The organism is Pseudoalteromonas sp. SG45-1, from assembly GCF_014164135.1.
In the GTDB taxonomy this organism is placed as follows: domain Bacteria; phylum Pseudomonadota; class Gammaproteobacteria; order Enterobacterales; family Alteromonadaceae; genus Pseudoalteromonas; species Pseudoalteromonas distincta.
In genome coordinates, this window is sequence record NZ_JACJEP010000013.1 from 1 (window position 1) to 17,826 (window position 17,826).

The 17,826-nt window shown below is 39.9% G+C and carries 13 protein-coding genes; 5 read left to right on the top strand and 8 right to left on the bottom strand.

Going from position 1 to position 17,826, the window contains the following annotated elements:
* Positions 1–702: 702 nt before the first annotated feature.
* Positions 703–1,560, bottom strand: a complete 858-nt coding sequence (locus tag H5117_RS12100; protein ID WP_024597192.1) for a tetratricopeptide repeat protein — start codon at positions 1,558–1,560, stop codon at positions 703–705.
* A 111-nt stretch (positions 1,561–1,671) separates the two neighbouring features.
* Here H5117_RS12100 and H5117_RS12105 point away from each other — a divergent pair, with 111 nt between their 5' ends.
* Positions 1,672–2,982, top strand: coding sequence for a M20 family metallopeptidase (locus tag H5117_RS12105; protein WP_182738069.1), 1,311 nt, complete (start codon positions 1,672–1,674; stop codon positions 2,980–2,982).
* 76 nt (positions 2,983–3,058) lie between these two features.
* On the opposite strand, the gene H5117_RS12110 is transcribed toward H5117_RS12105, so the two are convergent.
* The 4 genes from H5117_RS12110 to pomA form a co-directional block, all read right to left on the bottom strand.
* On the bottom strand, positions 3,059–4,999 hold the full coding sequence (locus tag H5117_RS12110; RefSeq protein ID WP_182738071.1) for a DNA topoisomerase III: 1,941 nt from the start codon (positions 4,997–4,999) through the stop codon (positions 3,059–3,061).
* 45 nt (positions 5,000–5,044) lie between these two features.
* Positions 5,045–5,551: a hypothetical protein gene (locus H5117_RS12115; RefSeq protein WP_182696310.1), complete on the bottom strand. Its 507-nt coding sequence runs from the start codon at positions 5,549–5,551 to the stop codon at positions 5,045–5,047.
* A gap of 212 nt (positions 5,552–5,763) precedes the next feature.
* Positions 5,764–6,684 carry a flagellar motor protein MotB gene (locus H5117_RS12120; protein WP_182738073.1) on the bottom strand — a complete coding sequence of 307 codons (921 nt, stop codon included), beginning with the start codon at positions 6,682–6,684 and terminating at the stop codon, positions 5,764–5,766.
* 2 nt (positions 6,685–6,686) lie between these two features.
* Positions 6,687–7,454 carry a flagellar motor protein PomA gene (gene pomA / locus H5117_RS12125; protein WP_024597197.1) on the bottom strand — a complete coding sequence of 256 codons (768 nt, stop codon included), beginning with the start codon at positions 7,452–7,454 and terminating at the stop codon, positions 6,687–6,689.
* A gap of 321 nt (positions 7,455–7,775) precedes the next feature.
* Between pomA and H5117_RS12130 the strand changes: the two genes are divergently transcribed.
* From H5117_RS12130 to H5117_RS12145, 4 genes are all read left to right on the top strand, one after another.
* Positions 7,776–8,018 (top strand): exodeoxyribonuclease VII small subunit, encoded by a 243-nt coding sequence (locus H5117_RS12130; RefSeq protein WP_002961738.1) that lies wholly within the window; start codon positions 7,776–7,778, stop codon positions 8,016–8,018.
* Between the two features lie 2 nt (positions 8,019–8,020).
* The gene (gene ispA / locus H5117_RS12135) at positions 8,021–8,908 is read left to right on the top strand and encodes a (2E,6E)-farnesyl diphosphate synthase (RefSeq protein WP_024597198.1); all 888 of its coding nucleotides are present in this window, start codon (positions 8,021–8,023) and stop codon (positions 8,906–8,908) included.
* A 105-nt stretch (positions 8,909–9,013) separates the two neighbouring features.
* Complete coding sequence (gene dxs / locus H5117_RS12140; protein WP_024603572.1) at positions 9,014–10,876, top strand: 1-deoxy-D-xylulose-5-phosphate synthase; 1,863 nt, start codon at positions 9,014–9,016, stop codon at positions 10,874–10,876.
* Positions 10,877–11,076: 200 nt separating this feature from the next.
* Complete coding sequence (locus tag H5117_RS12145) at positions 11,077–13,188, top strand: hypothetical protein (RefSeq protein ID WP_182738076.1); 2,112 nt, start codon at positions 11,077–11,079, stop codon at positions 13,186–13,188.
* A gap of 41 nt (positions 13,189–13,229) precedes the next feature.
* Here the strand turns inward: H5117_RS12145 and H5117_RS12150 are convergent, their stop codons facing one another.
* Genes H5117_RS12150 through thiL form a run of 3 tightly spaced genes read right to left on the bottom strand, consistent with a single transcriptional unit; the run spans position 13,230 to position 17,810 of the window.
* Positions 13,230–16,316 carry a ligand-binding sensor domain-containing diguanylate cyclase gene (locus tag H5117_RS12150; RefSeq protein ID WP_182672770.1) on the bottom strand — a complete coding sequence of 1,029 codons (3,087 nt, stop codon included), beginning with the start codon at positions 16,314–16,316 and terminating at the stop codon, positions 13,230–13,232.
* A 37-nt stretch (positions 16,317–16,353) separates the two neighbouring features.
* Positions 16,354–16,839, bottom strand: a complete 486-nt coding sequence (locus H5117_RS12155) for a phosphatidylglycerophosphatase A (protein WP_182196916.1) — start codon at positions 16,837–16,839, stop codon at positions 16,354–16,356.
* Complete coding sequence (thiL, locus tag H5117_RS12160) at positions 16,836–17,810, bottom strand: thiamine-phosphate kinase (protein ID WP_024596289.1); 975 nt, start codon at positions 17,808–17,810, stop codon at positions 16,836–16,838. The genes H5117_RS12155 and thiL overlap by 4 nt, the downstream gene beginning before the upstream one ends.
* Positions 17,811–17,826: the final 16 nt, after the last annotated feature.

Consider the following 17,826-nt stretch of genomic DNA (forward strand, 5'->3'; position numbering starts at 1 on the left):
CGAGTGCCCACACAGATGATTGCTTTATATTGTTAAAGAACGTTTTGAGTCGCTTTAGCGTCTCAAGGGATGCGAATAATACACCCTTTATTTTTCGAGTCAACACTTTGTTTTAAACTTTCTTTTTAGAAGATTTAAAACCGAAGTTTTATTTAACTCTGTGAGTAGTTCGTGCCTCGCTATGCTTCGGCGTTTCCCGTCTCAGTGGGGTCGCATTATAGGGAGCGGCGGATTTTACGCAAGCGTTATTTGCATAAAATAGTAATTAAAATTGAGCCCCAAGCAAGCACACACGATAAACACAAGTTACCCACAAAACCCTGTTGATAACTCTTGTTTTTACATAGCTAAACCATACTAAAGCTATTAATTAAAACCTTAAAAATGCAAAAAGCACCTTATTTAGGTGCTTCTCAAAAGTAATAGTTATTAGAATCTAGGGTCTGTTTATCTTTCAAGGTTAAATTTGCAGCAGCCTGTTTGGTATTCAGGCAAGGCAGAGCCTATGTAGTGTGGTTACTCCCCATAAATAGGCGATAACGTAGAATTAATGCCAAACAGGCGCTGCCCAAAGGGTTCTTCCTAGGGGCTATTTACTCTTTGTTACTCGGTTTTTACTTAGCCCACTAGGTTACAAATCTCGCGCCGCGATTAAACACCCCCTAGTTTGAACAAATTTTAATCCGCAAAGAGCAACAGACCCTAGTATAAAATACTATATAACTTGCGACGATACTTAGCTGCGAGTGCGTCGCCATCAGGTAAAGAGGCAATAATGGCTAAAAAGCTTGGTTTTGCTTCGTTGAAGTTCAGATCTTTTTGTAGAACTGTAAACAGTACATCCAATGCTTCTTCTTTTCTGCCTGCTTCATTAAGTAAAATACTGAGCTCTTCTTTTAATTCTAAGTCATTTGGATACTTTTCTACTTGTTGTTGCTTTTCTTTAATCTCTGGTGAATCTTTTGCTTCAAGCGCGGCTTCGCATTTTGCTTTTATATTATTAAAGTAAGCATCTTGCTCTTGTGCATCTATTGTATTTATAAGCGCTTGCGCTTCATCTACCTTGTGAATTTGAATACATATGTCTGCTAGCACTAACTTGATACGTGCATTACCGCTGTCTATTTCATAAGCTTGCTTTGCATAATTAAATGCAGCATTTAAATCTGACTTTAATAACGCTTGCTTTGCTTGCTCTAATAGTAAGTCTTGTTGCGCAGGTAAATGCTTTGCTAGGGCTTCGCGTATTTGCGCTTCGCTTTGAACACCTGCAAGTAAATCTACTGGTGCGGAGTCTTTTAATAATACAAGCGTAGGCAGTGTTTGCAGACCAACTTGTTGCGCAAGTTGAGAAGCGAGTGCTTGTTCTGCATCGCAATCTAGGTTTGCTACTACTATATAGCTTGCATATTCTGCTGCTACTTTATCTAAAATTGCAGCCTGTCCAATGCAGTCAGGACTTTGAGGAGAGAAAAAGTTAAGCAACACCAATTTTTGTTGTGATGTTTCACCGAGTACTTGTTGAAGGTTTTGCGCATTAATACTAACTATGTTGCTCATTGAATTGATTGCCATATTCGTCTATTTAGGTTTTTATATGGTGGTGAACATAATAATTACAAGTCATATACCTAAATCACTCGGTATACATATTCAACAATAAGGGAAAATATGAAATTAACTTACCTAAGTGCAATACTTTTATTAGCAAGCCCATTAGTACAAGCAAATAGACTCGATTTGAATTTAAGCAAAGCCATGCCAGCTATTGAAAAGTTTTACCTCGACTTACACCAATCCCCAGAGCTCTCTTATCACGAACAAAAAACAGGTAAAAAGATAGCAGATAGATTAACTCAGCTGGGTTTTAAAGTAACAAGTAATGTAGGTGGCTTTGGTGTAGTTGGTATTTATAAAAATGGTGAAGGGCCGACAGTAATGATCCGCACTGATACTGATGGCTTACCTATTATTGAGCAAACAGGAAAATCCTATGCCTCAAAAGTCAAAGTAATAGATGAGCACGGTGCAAAAGTAGGTGTAATGCACGGCTGTGGCCACGATATCCACATGAGCTCTTTTATTGGAACTGCAGAGCAGTTAATTGCTCATAAAAAACAGTGGCAAGGTACATTAATGATGGTTGCACAGCCTGCAGAAGAAGTAGGTGGGGGTGCTAAAGCGATGTTAAGCGAAGGACTATTTAGTAAATTTGCAAAACCTGATCATATAATTGCTTTACATGTAAGCGCTAGCGTCCCCGCTGGTAAGGTATCAATGAAAAATGAATACACGATGGCAAGTGTAGATTCTGTCGATATTACAATTAAAGGTAAAGGTGGTCATGGTGCTTATCCGCATACAACTATAGACCCAGTGGTTATAGCTGCACGCACTGTACTTGCTTTGCAAACAATCACAAGCCGAGAGCTTTCACCGCTTGAGCCTTCTGTGATTACAGTGGGGTCTATTCATGGTGGTTCAAAACATAATGTGATTTCGGATGAAGTAAAACTACAACTCACTCTTAGAAGCTATAACCCCGATGTAAGAAGCGCTCAAATAGCTGCTATCAAACGTATTACAGCTGGGATAGCACAAAGCGCTGGATTGGATGAATCAAACTACCCTGTAGTATATGTACATGAAGATGAATCGATTCCATCTACTTATAATAACCCTGCACAAACAGACATTGTTAGAAATTCTATTGCCAGCGCAATTGGCGATACTAATGTACTTGAAACACAAGCTGTAATGGCGGGTGAAGATTTTGGCCTATACGGGCGCACCGATGAAAATATCCCTATCACCCTCTTTTGGCTAGGAGGCGTAAACCAAGCACAATATGCAGATTCAATAAAAACAGCTGAGGTACTCCCTTCTCTACACTCTAGTAAATTTGCACCAGATTATAAAGTTGCTATTCCTACTGGAATAAAAGCAATGAGTAACGCTGCTGTTGCTTTATTTAATAAGTAACCTGAATTCTGGATAATAAATCTATCTCAAACAGAGTTCAGGTTAAGTAATATGGTTTAATAAAAAAGCTCTGTTGCTAACTAGCAACAGAGCTTTTTTTATAACTCGACTTTTTAAAGGTCGCTTTTCCACCTCGTTTAGCAAAACGTTTTTTAGGTGAGCTTTTTGGTAACTTCGCAAATGCATTGCTATCGCAGTTTGCTGCTAATTGAACAAACCCATTTAGGTCAGCAAGTAAAGGCTGTAAAAATTGCTGATAACTCATTGCCTGCTGTGCAATATCACCTAAGCTCGACTCCCACTTTGCGGTTAAATCAGGACTCGCTAAACCTTGTGGTAATACGCTAATAAGAGCAAGTCCCGTTTCGGTCGCTCTAATTGACTTACCTTCACGTTTTAAAAAACGCCGCTTAAATAGCAACTCGATTATTCCCGCACGTGTTGCCTCCGTACCTAAACCATCAGTGTCTTTTAATACTTTTTTAATTTGTGGATCTTTAACATAACGGCTAATGCCCGTCATCGCAGCCAATAATGTGGCATCGGTAAAATAAGCAGGGGGTGATGTATGCTTTTCGACTACTTCGCCTTTATCGCAAAAAAGAGGCATACCTTTTGTTAAAGGAGGTAGCGAGGCTTCATCTTTTAATTCAGATTTACCCATTAACACCTTAAAACCCAAGCTTACATCTTGCTTTGCATTTGCCTTAAAAAGCCCACCAGCAATAATTACCTCAGCTTTAGTTTCGTTATATATATAGTCGGGATAAAACTGAATTAAGTAATGACGGCTTATTAATTGATATACCTTTGCTTCGTCACCGCTCAAACTCGCTGACTTTAACTGCTTAGCCGTAGGCACAATGGCATGATGGGCTGCTACTTTTGAATCGTTAAAACATTTACTACGCTTTTTTACATCAGCCCCGTTTACTAATTCACTGCTTTGCCCCCCATTCGCACTTATTGCCTTTAAAATAGCAGATGCTTCTTGATGGTGATCTTTAGGTAAATAACGATTGTCTGAGCGTGGGTAAGTTATTAATTTATGACGTTCGTAAAGTATTTGGCAAATATCCAATACTTTTTGAGCTGGCATACCAAATGCTTTAGCCGCATCGATTTGTAGTGCAGATAAATTATAAGGTAATGGAGCACTTTGCTTTTTTTGTTTTTGGTCGAGAGAAGTAAGCTCAGCACTTTGCTTTGTAATACGTGAAGCAACATTTTCTGCAAGAGCTTTGTTAAGTATTCGCCCTTCTTCATCTTGATGTGGCTCACATGCTTTACTAGGAACCCACTTAGCTATGAATGGTTGATTATCTGGAGTAAGCAAATGCGCCAATACATCGTAAAAAGGCTTAGATACAAAGTTCGCTATTTCGTTATCTCTATTAACAACAAGACCTAAAATAGGGGTTTGTACTCGCCCTACCGAAAGTACATTACCAAACCCTGCTTTTTGCCCTGCTAACGTATATGCACGCGTTAAATTCATACCAAATAGCCAATCAGCACGAGAGCGCGCTAAAGCAGATACACTTAACGGAATAAAATCTCGATTAGAACGCATAGTACCCAGTGATTTTTTTACTGCGGACAAATTTAAATCACTAATGAGTAAACGTTGCGTACTTTGCTTTTTAGCCTGACTTATTTTGGCTTCTTCTATTACTTGATCGACTAGTAGCTGGCCTTCACGGTCTGGATCGCCAGCGTGAATAAGTTGCGAGGCCTGTTTAATTAATTTTTTTAAAACAGTGAGCTGTTTGCGAGTTTTGGTTTTGGCTTTTAACTTCCACTGTTCAGGTATTATAGGTAAGTGTTCAAACTGCCATTTTTTAAAGCGCTCATCATAGTCATCGGGTTCTGCTTGTTCTAGCAAATGCCCAATACACCACGATACACAATCGCCATTAGCGACTTCTATATAACCATCATGTTTTTTATGTGGTTTTGGTAAGGCATCAGCAATTGCTCTGCCTAGTGATGGTTTTTCTGCAATGTAGAGTTTCATGGGAGTCGCTCACTCACTGTTTATATAAACAGTAGTTTAGCACAGCTATTTTGAAGGTGGGGAGTTTTCTATTTTTGACTTTACACTACCTTGCTTAGTGAAAAGGATAATTAAAGGTAAATAGCATACAACCACCGTGGCAATATTGATAAATGGCATTAGGGTCTGATAAATAACGGTACTGTAAGCTAAATCCCACAAATGGCGGTCAACTAATCGGAATAGTTGTAATATAGGTGCGCCAATAACAACTAGTTGCCCAATAACACATTGCCATAAATAAACTTTATCCTTTATACCCCAGTAAGCTATAAGTGCCATCCAAATAATATCTGTGATCGCCCAAACTAAATAACGATAAATATAAATGTCATCAAACGCTCGTAGGCTTGAAGCAGTTAGGTTACCAAAGAGGAAAAAAGCTGCGGTAAGTAATACAAATCGAAAGGCTAGGCGATCTTTAAATACAAAAAATATAAAAATAGCCGGACTTAGCATTAAAACCCAGCTTTTGCTTAAAATACTAACAATATATAAAAACCATTCAGGCAAAATACTCTGCCCTATTTTGTTTTTTTATCGTCATCAGTACCATCACCATTACCCGGCATATCGCAATATTTATTGATTATTTTCACAGGCACTCCATTACATATGTTAAGGAAATGTACTGTAAGCTAAAATGACGAAATTGCCAAGATACTTAAGGCAATTAAGTACCTTAAATCAAAACAAACATAGTGAAATATAACACAAGCAATAACTTAGCGCACATCAATAGGAGCAGACTCTTTAGCCTTACCTTGCAGGATTGATATTTCTACTCGACGGTTTCTTCGGCGATCTTCATTTGAATCGTTTGGAACAAGTGGACGAGTATCAGCTCGCCCCACTACCATCATGCGGTTTTTATCAAACCCTTGCACCGTTTGCAGCTCGCTTGCTACAGCTACAGCTCGCTTTGACGATAAGTCCCAATTATTAATATATAGCTCATTCGATACCTGAAAATCGTCGGTATGGCCAGATACAGTTATTTCGCCAGGTACATCTTTTAACAGTACACCAATATCTTGAATTATGGGTTTAAACTTAGGTTGTAAAAATGCACTACCCGAAGGAAATGAACCATTCTCTCTAATACGAATAATTATTTGCTGCCCTAAAGATTCAAGCTCAATTGCACCATCTATTATTTGCTTTTCAAGCTGCTGCGCGATTTTTTTAACGAGCTCGTTAGTTTGTTCCTGATCGGCCGCTGAAGTTACTTGCTCTGACGATTGCTCTTGAGAAGTACTACGAGATTCGCCACCACGTTTATCCCCGCGTTGTTCTTGCCTGCCGCCAGCTGAGCTTTCATCTCCAGCCTGAAACTCTAACATTTGTTGAGTCATTTCGACTGTTTGCTGCTGAATGGTTTCTATTGGGGTTGGCTCTGGTTTGCCTGGGGTAAACTCCATAGCAATAACAGAGGTACCTTTAGGGATATCTTTTACTTCAATTTTATTCTGCACACCAAAAGCAAACTTCATAGAGCCCGCAATTTGTTTAAACTTAAGTACATCCATTTCTGAAAACGCAAGCAAGAGTACAAAAAAGCACATTAACAGTGACATTAAATCGGCAAACGTTCCCATCCATGCTGGTAGGCCTGGTGGTGGGCATTTGCACTCTTGATCAGACATAATTACTCCTCGGTATCTACTTTGCGTTTAGATTCAGCTAAGTAATTTTTCAAAATACCTTCGATAACTTTTGGATTTTGGCCATCTTGTATACCTAAAATAGCATCTAAAATTAAACGCTGATTCATAGCTTCTTCGTCTTTACGCAGTTCAAGTTTTACCTGAATAGGAATTGCCACAACATTGGCTAAAAACGCACCATATAAAGTTGTTAAAAGCGCTACCGCCATTGCCGGGCCAATTGCTTTTGGGTCATCCATGTTAGATAACATTGCAACTAAGCCAATTAGAGTACCAATCATTCCCATTGCTGGTGCAATATCGGCTAATGACTTAAATAAGCCTGCACCCATTTCATGTCGAGTAGTGGTTAAAGAGATGTCTTTTTGAAGTGTGGCGCGAACAACATCTGCGTCATGGCCATCAACAAGCATGTCGACGCCTTTGCGCATAAATGGATTTGGGATTTCAGCTTCTTCGAGTGCTAAAAAGCCCCCTTTACGAGCTGAATCAGCAAGTTCTACTGCTTTTTCAATAAGTTCTTCTGGCGTTTCAATTTTAAACATAAACGCTTTAGCAACAACTTTACCTATACCCAAAAACTGCGACATGGTGAAATTTGATAAAACAATGAAAAGTGAACCACCAAATACAATTACACTAGAAGGAGCATCGGCAAACATAGCCATTTCACCGCTACTACTCATAAACATAGACATGACAATTAAGCCAATTGCGCCTAGGATCCCGATTATGGTTGCTAAATCCACATTTCCTCCAGAAGTTTCATGCTTAATGGCCTTATCATAAACTTTTATTATTAACTGCTTATCGGCAACATATTGAATTGCTTAAGCCATTTTTATAAATAAACATAAAAAGCAGCCTTTAGCACTATTTTAGATCAAGTTATAAGGGCTACCTAATTATCAATTGATTTATTAAACTAACAGACCGCTATTAAGGCTTTATTAATACACTTGAAATATAATTTAACGTTATAAAGGTAAAAAACCAATATCATCCTTTGACCTAGTTTAGCATTCCCCCTAAAATTGACCCCTAAATTTATTATGTAAGCTGAAATAAAGATGGCGACTAAAAAACCTGAAAACTTAAGTTTCGAACAAGCACTAGAAGAATTATCTACAATCGTTAGTGACATGGAACAAGGTGACTTATCGCTTGAGCAATCGTTAAAGCAATTTGAGCGTGGAATTGCATTAGCAAGTGCTTCATCAGGTAAATTACAGCAAGCAGAACAAAAAGTATCAATTTTGATGGGGAATGGCGAAAAGTCAGTTCTTACGAATTTTGATAATGATATGGAATAGCTGTGAGCATAAATAATTATATCGAACGTGCTCAAAAAGATGTAGTAGCGACCTTACAACAGCATTTTAAACAGCCTCTCGATACTGAAGAAACAGTCAAGAACGCCACCCAGTATGGATTATTTAATGGCGGTAAAAGATTACGTCCATTTTTAGTTTATGCCACAGGTAAAATGCTCGGTGCAAACCAGCAAGACTTACATGTACTTGCAGCTGCAATTGAGTGTATCCATAGCTATTCGCTAGTTCATGATGATTTGCCCGCTATGGACGATGACGACTTACGCCGTGGCCGCCCTACTTGCCATATAGAATTTGGCGAGGCAAATGCAATTTTAGCCGGTGATGCCCTACAAACACTCGCCTTTGAGCTTATTGCGAATCACAAATTTACATGCTCGTCGCAAACACAAGTAAAAATGATTGCTACGCTTGCCAACGCATCAGGCCTTGAGGGCATGGTAGGCGGACAAGGTCTTGACATAGCAGCAACAGATAAAGTAATTACCGTACAAGAGCTTGAGCGAATACATAAGCTAAAAACCGGAGCTTTAATTAATTGTGCAATTACACTTGGTGCACTGTGCAGTGAAAAGGCAGATCAACAAACCTTAGAAAATTTAAGCATTTTTGGGTATGCTATAGGGCTGGCGTTTCAAGTACACGACGACATTTTAGATGTTGAAGGCGATACGGTTACTTTAGGTAAACCACAAGGCTCCGATATTGCCGCGAATAAAGCGACATATCCGGCGTTATTAGGTATGCTAGGCGCTAAAGAAAAGGCGCAAAATTTAATACAACAAGCCCATGAAGCGTTGGCAAATATAGATGCTGACACAACACTTCTTGCGTCGCTAGCAAATTACCTAATTGAGCGTGACCACTAATTTTTGCTCATACGTATTGCAATTAGCACTGACATTATTACTCAACATTAATTATTCGTAAAAGCTTTGAATGAATTAATGTTAGCGAAGGATATATATAAAACCATGACACTTGATAGTAGCAAGTATCCATTACTTAATTTGGTTGACGAGCCAGCCCAATTGCGTGACTTAGCGCAAGACAAACTCCCTGCATTTAGCAATGAGCTGCGCGATTATTTACTCAACTCAGTATCGCAAAGTAGCGGTCATCTAGCGTCTGGTTTAGGGACGGTTGAACTAACCGTTGCGCTACATTATGTTTATAACACTCCAGACGATCGCCTAGTTTGGGATGTGGGTCACCAAGCTTATCCACATAAAATCCTTACAGGTCGTCGCGACCAAATGCACACTATTCGCCAAAAAGACGGTTTGCACCCTTTTCCTTTTCGCGATGAAAGCCAATACGATACGTTTAGCGTAGGTCATTCAAGCACCTCTATTTCAGCTGCCTTAGGTATGTCTATTGCCGCCCAAAAAGAAGGCAAAGGTCGAAAATCTGTAGCCATTATTGGTGACGGAGCTATCACCGCAGGCATGGCATTTGAAGCGATGAATCATTTAGGCGATGTAAAATCAGACATGCTTATTATTTTAAATGATAACGAAATGTCGATTTCAGAAAATGTTGGCGCATTAACAAATCACTTTGCCCGAATTTTATCAGGTAGCTTTTATACTAACATTCGTGAAGGCAGTAAAAAGTTACTCTCAGGTGTGCCTCCGGTAAAGCAACTTGCCAGTAAAATGGAAGAGCACATTAAGGGCATGATGATCCCGGGGACCTTCTTTGAAGAATTAGGCCTAAATTACATAGGCCCAATTGATGGTCACGATGTAAACATGCTTGTAGATACATTGCGTAATATGCGTAATTTAAAAGGCCCACAGCTTTTACATATAAAAACGCAAAAAGGTAAGGGCTACAAACCGGCTGAAGCCGATCCTATTGGCTACCATGGTGTACCAAAATTCGATCCGAGCACAACTAGCCTGCCTAAATCTAAACCTAGCGCTGCTACTTTTTCAAAAGTTTTCGGCGATTGGTTATGCGACATGGCAAAGCAAGACAGCAAGTTAATGGCTATTACGCCAGCAATGCGCGAAGGCTCTGGCATGGTACGTTTTTCTAAAGAGTTTCCAGATCAATACTTTGATGTGGCCATTGCAGAGCAGCATGCTGTTACTTTAGCAGCTGGTTTTGCTTGTGAAGGTTTAAAACCTGTTGTTGCTATTTACTCGAGCTTTTTACAACGTGCGTATGACCAATTAATACATGATGTTGCACTGCAAAACTTACCTGTATTATTTGCCATTGACCGCGCTGGTATTGTTGGAGCCGATGGTGAAACTCACCAAGGTGCGTACGATTTAAGCTTTATGCGCTGTATTCCAAATATGGTAATTATGGCACCAAGCGACACCAACGAATGCCGCCAAATGCTATACACCGGTTATAAAGAAAACTGCCCTGTTGCAGTTCGTTACCCTCGAGGTAGCGCAGGTACTGCAGACATTGAAAGCACTATGCAACTGCTCGAAATAGGTAAGGCAGATACAATTAAGAAAGGCAGTAAAATTGCCATTTTATCGTTCGGTACATTACTTGAAAACGCCCAGCTTGCAGCTAACGAATTAGATGCAACGCTTGTTAATATGCGTTTTATTAAACCACTTGATACTGCACTTTTAAATGAGCTTGCTACTAGCCACGATACCTTTGTTACGCTTGAAGATAACGCGATTGCTGGCGGTGCCGGCTCTGCAGTTAATGAATACTTGGCAACGCAAAAAGCTGATATTAATATCCTTAACTTAGGTATTCCTGATGAGTTTATTAAACACGGCACGCAAGATGAAATGCACGATGAAATGGGATTAGGCGAGCAAGGAATATTAAACGCTATTAAGGCGTTTATCGCTTAAGCTATTTACTTAGTTTATTAAAAAGGAGCCTCAAGGCTCCTTTTTTTGTTTTTAATTTTAACTTTTTTGCATCCAGTTTCATTTTATAGCCGTTATTGATATGAGGTTAACATGTAAATAATCGGTGCCGCTTAGTCTATGCCTTATGAGCAAGCGCGTTATTTACCTACATTTGATGGAATATTTAAAAGGTAAAAATGATGAATAAAGCTAATTTAACAACTCATTCAACACAAAAAAACACACTTAAACACACGCTTAGTTTTTCAGCTTTAACACTTGCAGTATTAATCGGCATTACAGGCTGTAGCTCAGACGATGGTGAAAACGGCGTAGATGGTATTGCAGGCACCGATGGACAAAACGGTACCGACGGTACAAATGGCAACCCTGGTTTTGCATCAGCCACATTAATTTTGGCAAACAATGGCGAGAGCAATACAGGCACTATCGATTTAATTAACCAAAACGCCTCTAAACTAAAAACCTTTAATACAACAGCTAACGAAGGCGTTGCATTTGATAGCTTAGGTAATTTATTGCAAGCAAGCGACAGCGAAAATGGCAGTATTAAAACTATTTGCCAGCTTGCAAATCGTAGTGACGGCGCAACCTATACAGCTAATACAGATCGCGAAATAACAGGTACTAACACAACACTGGTAAACCCTAAAGGAATAGCTGTAGCACAAAAGAGTGGCCTTGTTTTTATTGCTGACTTTGGCGCTATGCAAGTAACGACTTTTGGCGCTACAGCCGCGGGCGATGCAGCGCCTTTAGGCACAACTATTACAGAAGCGGCGCCGTGGGATGTTGATTATGATGAATCTAACGACCGCCTTTATGTCGCACTAACAAATGGTGATGTAGCCGTTTATGATAATTTTGTTGGTGGTGAATTTGCCGCAATGCCAAGCCGCACAATTACTCCAAGTAATAATGATGGCACGCAAATATCTGTAAATATTCACGGCATTGTTTATGACTCAAATACTAACAAACTTGTTTTGTCTGATGTAGGCAGTGCCTCAGACGCAACCGATGGTTCGTTATTTGTAATTAATAATGCTTCAACTGCAGAGGGCTTAGTAAGCGTTGCACGAAGTATTGCCGGTCCAGCAACAATGCTTGGTAACCCAGTTGATATTAGCCTTGAAGGTAGTGACTTACGTGTAGCTGAAAAATCAAATGATGCTGTTCTTGTGTTCAGCAATATATTTTCAGGTGAGAGCGGCGATATCACTCCTGATTTAGTTACCTCAACAATTAAACCTGAGTCAATTACTAAACTGGGTATACAAAATGAAATGGCTGATATTTCAGATAGTGATACCGCTAATATGGCGCTGCTAGGTGTTGCTGTAAGTAGTAATCCGGGCACTGCAGGTGAAACAACTGGGCAAATTAGTCGATTAAGTTCACAACTTAACACAGAAATTGGCAACTATAATGCAAGTCAAACTATCGAAAGTGTAACTTTTGATAAAGCGGGTAATAGTTATACAACGTTCGATAACAGTACAACCTCAATTGGCGGTATTGTTATTTCAAATAAAGTGGCAATAAACAGAGATGGGCAAACTTATAATACGAACCAAGACAGCATTATTACTGGTTCGAATACAGGCCTTATATCTCCTAAAGGTCTTGATGTGGCTTCTGATAGCGGTATGATTTTAGTTGCAGAAAATAATGCAGATACTCCAAGTATTTCAATATTTTCAACTTGCACCACAGGGGATGCAAGCCCATTAATGACGCTTACGTTTGCAAACGATGCTCGCCCTTGGGATGTTGATTACGATGCAAACACTGATCGAGCTTTTGTAGCACTAACAAATGGAACCGTTGCTGTATTTGACGAAGTTAAAAGCAAACTAATGGCTGGTAGTACTAATATTGCAGTTGAGGATAGGCTTATAACGCCAGCAAATGCAGGTACAGCATTAGCAGCACCAAGCAACATGCACGGCATCGACTACGACTCGCTAAGTGGCTCGCTAATACTCTCTGATGTTGGTAGCGCAGCAGTTGCTGACGATGGCAAAATATACGTATTGAATAACGTAGCAACGGCATCGGGCTTGGTAAACATAAGTACCACTATTAGCGGTCCAAATACCCTACTGGGTAACCCTGTTGATATTATGTATACCGGAACAGATTTATACGTAGCTGAGAAGTCAAATAATGTGGTTATGCGATTTAATAATATTTTAAGCAGTGCAGGCGGTGATATAAGCGCCGATACCAGTACGGCATTTACAGCCCCTGAGTCGATTGCAATATTACCAGCTTGGCTTAACAAATAGAGTTAACCTCACCATGCCTGACCAATAACCTTGGTCGGGCATTATCGCATCCACACTTTTATATCTGCCAAGCCATTACTTTGTAAAATACCTAATTGCTGATCAACATTAGAGTTTTGTTCAAACTCAAATGCATCGAGCTGCTCATCAAACGTAATATTAGCCACACCATCACCACCGCGTTTTTTAACTTGATGCAATGCTATATCTGCTAAGTTAATAGAGGTTTCCCAGCTAATTACCTGCCCGCCTAATAAAGGTAATGGATAAAATGACCAACCAATTGATGCCGTGATATTAGTTGTTTTTCCATTTGGTAATTGGAACGAATTAGCCGCTATTACTTTACAAAGTTCTGAAGCATAGCTGTCTATTTTATTGCATTTAAAGTCACGTAATAATAATAAAAACTCATCACCACTCCAACGTGCCACATAGTCAGAGCCCTGCGTACGCGAATTTAACAATGCAGCCATTTGCTGTAAGCAGCTATCACCTGCAATTGGGCCATACGCATCGTTAATACGGCTGAAGTTATCAAAGTTAATAATTACCAGCACCAGTGACTTACCTTGTGCCTGCAGCGACTGTGAATTACGTTGAAAGTGCTCAATATCTTTAGGGAGTTGATCAAACAAAAAGCGGCGACTACGTAGCCCTGTTAGCTCATCTGAGTGACTCACTAATTTAAGCTGTGAATTCACTTGGCCTAATTTATCATTAGCTTGGCGAAGCTCTAAGGTACGCTCAGTGATTAAGCCCTCTAATGCTTCTTGTTTTCTGCGCTCTTGTGCTCTAAACACCCAAAAAATGAGATAAAAAAGCAAAATAAAACCACTGGTAATTAAAAGCCTAAAGTAAATTGTTTCGTCAAAGCGCTCAGGCACTACAAAACCGTATTCTACATCTTGCGCTTTAGCCCAGTCTTCACCTTGGCGCTTAGCTTCTAATTGAAACAAAAACGAGCCAGGAGGCAAGTTAGTATAAATAGCTTCACGTCGCGTATTTGCATAGCGCCAGTCACTATCTAAGCCACTTAGTTTATATCTAAATTCAATGCTGTTTGGTGCATAGTAATCAATAGCTGTGTAAGTTAGCGTTATATCACGCTCGTCTGTTTCTAATGATGGTTTTTTACCAAGCGCAGCGGTAGTTAAATGACGAAGTGGCGTTGTTATTGTCTCTATTGTTGGCTTTAATGCAAGCACACCAAATAGCTCTACATTTTTAGGTATTTCAACAACACCTTGTAAGCTTGGGTACCAAATAGAATTTCCGGTGTCTGCTACCGCATCATGCCCAAGTCCACTACAACATTGATTCGCTTTACCATCAAGTTGACGGTCAAAAGATGAAATTACTTCTTCAACTTTTAAGCTTTTTATTTCTGTTTTAAATTGCTCTACAGGCATTCTGTAAACACCTTTCATGGTGCTTACCCAAACATGCTTTAACTTTTCATCATATTCTAGGCTAAATATAGAACCATACGGTAAACCATTAGCTGCATCGAGCTGACGCCATTGCCCTTGCGTACTTCTGTAAAAAAGCCCATCGTTAAGAGAGCCTATTAAAATACCCACGCCATCTATATGTAGCACGCTAGTTACGTATGCGCTTTCAAGTGTTGTTTGGTCGCCAATTTTTTCAATGCCACGGTCTGTAAAGTAATATGCGCCCTTACTAGTACCAATCACACCAAAGTTTGTTTTATCTAATACGTAGGTAATAAACTTACTACCTAAAAAAGCGTTATAGGCAAAAGGCGTTAAACCAGCATAATTTAATCGATATAAACCGCGTCCGGTACCAATCCAAAAGCCGCCTTTACTAGAGCGACTTATTGCAAATACCGGATTATCGCGAAGTGCTCGACCAGGGACGGTGTAAAGTGTCTTGTTTTCAAAAACAAATAAGCCGCGCCCTGTGGCTATATATAATCGCTCACCATCAAATTGTAGATCGTGTACTGATGCGTATCCATATTTACTACTTGGGACTAAATTAATAAAACTTTTATCTAAATCGAAATAACCAATGCCGCTTTTATTCGCAACCCACAGTTTACCATCGGGTGCTTGGCTAATAGCCATAACAGATTCGGTCATATTTGAAACTGCTGAATGCCTTTCGACTCGCCCTTCATGAGCAAGCCACAAGCCTTCACTAAAGCTTGCTAACCAAACGTTATTTTTATCATCTCTAAAAATATCAGCAAACCATATACTTTGATCGAGTTGGCTAGGCTCTACCCATTGCCACTCACCGGTTTTATCTCTGAATAATAAGCGTCCATAGGTCGAAACCCACAAGCCACCATCGGTATCACTCATAAACTTATAAACGGCTGAGTTATTTGCATTAGGTAGAGGAAAAGGTCTTAGCTCGTCATCTAAATCTAAAAAGTATGCACCTAGCTCAGAAGCTATATACAAATTACCATTTAAAAATGATAAATCGTGCACTATGGTTTGCGCTAGGCGCTCTGGTAAAGATATTTTTGCGGTAAGCTCTAAACGTAGTTTAGAAAAATCTGATGAGTTTTTTGTAAGGCGTAATAAATGACGATCATTAACCAGCCAAATGCCTTCAGGAGAGAGTGCCATTTGGCTAACAGAGCCAACTATTTGTGTGATCACAGTAGCATTAACAATAGGTAGAGGACCATTTACTTCAGTGCGTAAATCAACTTGCCCTCTATCTACATAGTATAAGCCGTTGGCCGCAATCCATATGCTACCTTTAGAGTCCTCAAGAATATCCCTTACTGGACCTTTAATATTAAATTCTTGTGCTGCAAATGTGGCTGGGTTAATAACTACCAAGCCACTTTTAGTGCCTACCCATAACAAACCACTAGAATCGACTAAAAGCTTATTAACACCATTACTAGGCAAGAATGGACTATTTTGCGTGTTGTAATTTGTAAATGTTGTACCATCAAAACGGCTTAAACCAAATTGCGTACCAAGCCACATATAGCCTTGCTGATCTTGCACAACACTTTTAAGTGATTGCGACGGTAGGCCATCTTTTATATTCCATTGCTTAACTACGTAATCAGTAATTGAAGCCCAACTTGGCGTCGCGCACAACATAAGTACACAAACCAGTAAAAATCGCATCATATTGCTGCCACCTAGTTAAACAAATCAAATATAAAAATTAAAAGGGCAGTAAACCCACTTTTATTAACGCTTGTAAACATATAAGCGAAAAAATACCCGCAAGTATATCGTCGGCCATTATACCTAAACCGCCATGTACTCGTTTGTCTAGCATACGGATTGGGCCGGGTTTTGCTATATCAAAAAAGCGAAATAACAAAAAACCTACGAGTAATGTTTGCCAGTTAAGTGCTGCGCCAATCATAGTGATGTAATAACCCGCCACTTCATCCCATACAATAGCAGGATGATCGTGCACGCCTAAATCATCAGCCGTTTTACCGCACGCCCATATACCAAATATACTGATCACAACGGCAAATACAATTTGCAGCCATAACGGATAATACATGGTCATAAAAATGAATGGCAAGGCAGCAAATGTACCAAATGTACCGGGCGCTTTAGGGGCAAGCCCAGTCCCAAAGCCCAGACCAAAAAACTGATGTGGACGCTTTAAATTAAACTTGCGGTTATTGTTCAAACCAGCTCCTTTGCAAAGTGCTCAAAACCCTGCGGTTCAAAATCAAACTTTTCACCGTTGTGTAAAAGCTCAATTTGGCCATCGCCACTTTTAACTTGGCCAATGCATGTTGCATCTACACCATACTGGCGTAGCTTTATTTCTAACATACTCTTATTGCTATCAGGGACCGTAAAAATTAATTCGTAATCATCACCGTAACTGAGAATAAATGGCAGCTGCTGATTAAAATCAAGGCTTGCTTGCATCGCATCTGAAGTTGGAATACTTTCAATATTCACCACTGCACTTACTTGTGACATATCGAGTATATGACTTAAATCAGCGATTAAGCCGTCCGACACATCGATAGCCGATGATGCAAGGCCTCGTAATACCTGCCCTGCAGCAACACGTGGGGTTGGAAAGTCAAAGCGTTTATTTACGTACTTTAAATGCTCTGGCTCAATACTTATACCTTGTTTGCGAGACTCAATTGCAAGTCCAGCGTCACCTAGCGGACCCGTAACATAAATCCAATCACCCACTTTTGCGCCACTACGACGAAGTGCAGTACCTTCGGGTACAGTCCCTTTCGCACAAATAGTGATGGTTAGTGGGCCCTGAGTTGTATCGCCACCTATAATCTGCACATTAAAATATTCAGCAATTTCATGCATGCCATCAGTAAACTCTTCAATCCACTGTGGGTCAATACTTGGCAAAGTTAACGCAACTGAAACCCAAGTTGGCTCAGCGCCCATGGCCGCTAAATCACTTAAATTAACAGCAAGCGCTCTGTGACCTAATGCACGAGGGGAAATATCATCAAAAAAGTGTACGCCAGCAACAAGAGTGTCTGTTGTAACGGCAAGTTGGCAGTTTTGTGGAACGGTTACTAAAGCGCAATCATCCCCTATACCTAGGTTTACATCACGACGGGTGATACCGCGACCTTTAAAGTAGCGGTTAATTAATTCAAATTCCTTCATACACAAAAAAGCCGGC

Bases quoted from the DNA above. Each gene is read 5' to 3' on its own strand.
- H5117_RS12100 (WP_024597192.1), bottom strand. From the start codon at position 1,560: ATGAGCAACATAGTTAGTATTAATGCGCAAAACCTTCAACAAGTACTC.
- H5117_RS12105 (WP_182738069.1), top strand. From the start codon at position 1,672: ATGAAATTAACTTACCTAAGTGCAATACTTTTATTAGCAAGCCCATTA.
- H5117_RS12110 (WP_182738071.1), bottom strand. From the start codon at position 4,999: ATGAAACTCTACATTGCAGAAAAACCATCACTAGGCAGAGCAATTGCT.
- H5117_RS12120 (WP_182738073.1), bottom strand. From the start codon at position 6,684: ATGTCTGATCAAGAGTGCAAATGCCCACCACCAGGCCTACCAGCATGG.
- H5117_RS12130 (WP_002961738.1), top strand. From the start codon at position 7,776: ATGGCGACTAAAAAACCTGAAAACTTAAGTTTCGAACAAGCACTAGAA.
- dxs (WP_024603572.1), top strand. From the start codon at position 9,014: ATGACACTTGATAGTAGCAAGTATCCATTACTTAATTTGGTTGACGAG.
- H5117_RS12145 (WP_182738076.1), top strand. From the start codon at position 11,077: ATGAATAAAGCTAATTTAACAACTCATTCAACACAAAAAAACACACTT.
- H5117_RS12150 (WP_182672770.1), bottom strand. From the start codon at position 16,316: ATGATGCGATTTTTACTGGTTTGTGTACTTATGTTGTGCGCGACGCCA.
- thiL (WP_024596289.1), bottom strand. From the start codon at position 17,810: ATGAAGGAATTTGAATTAATTAACCGCTACTTTAAAGGTCGCGGTATC.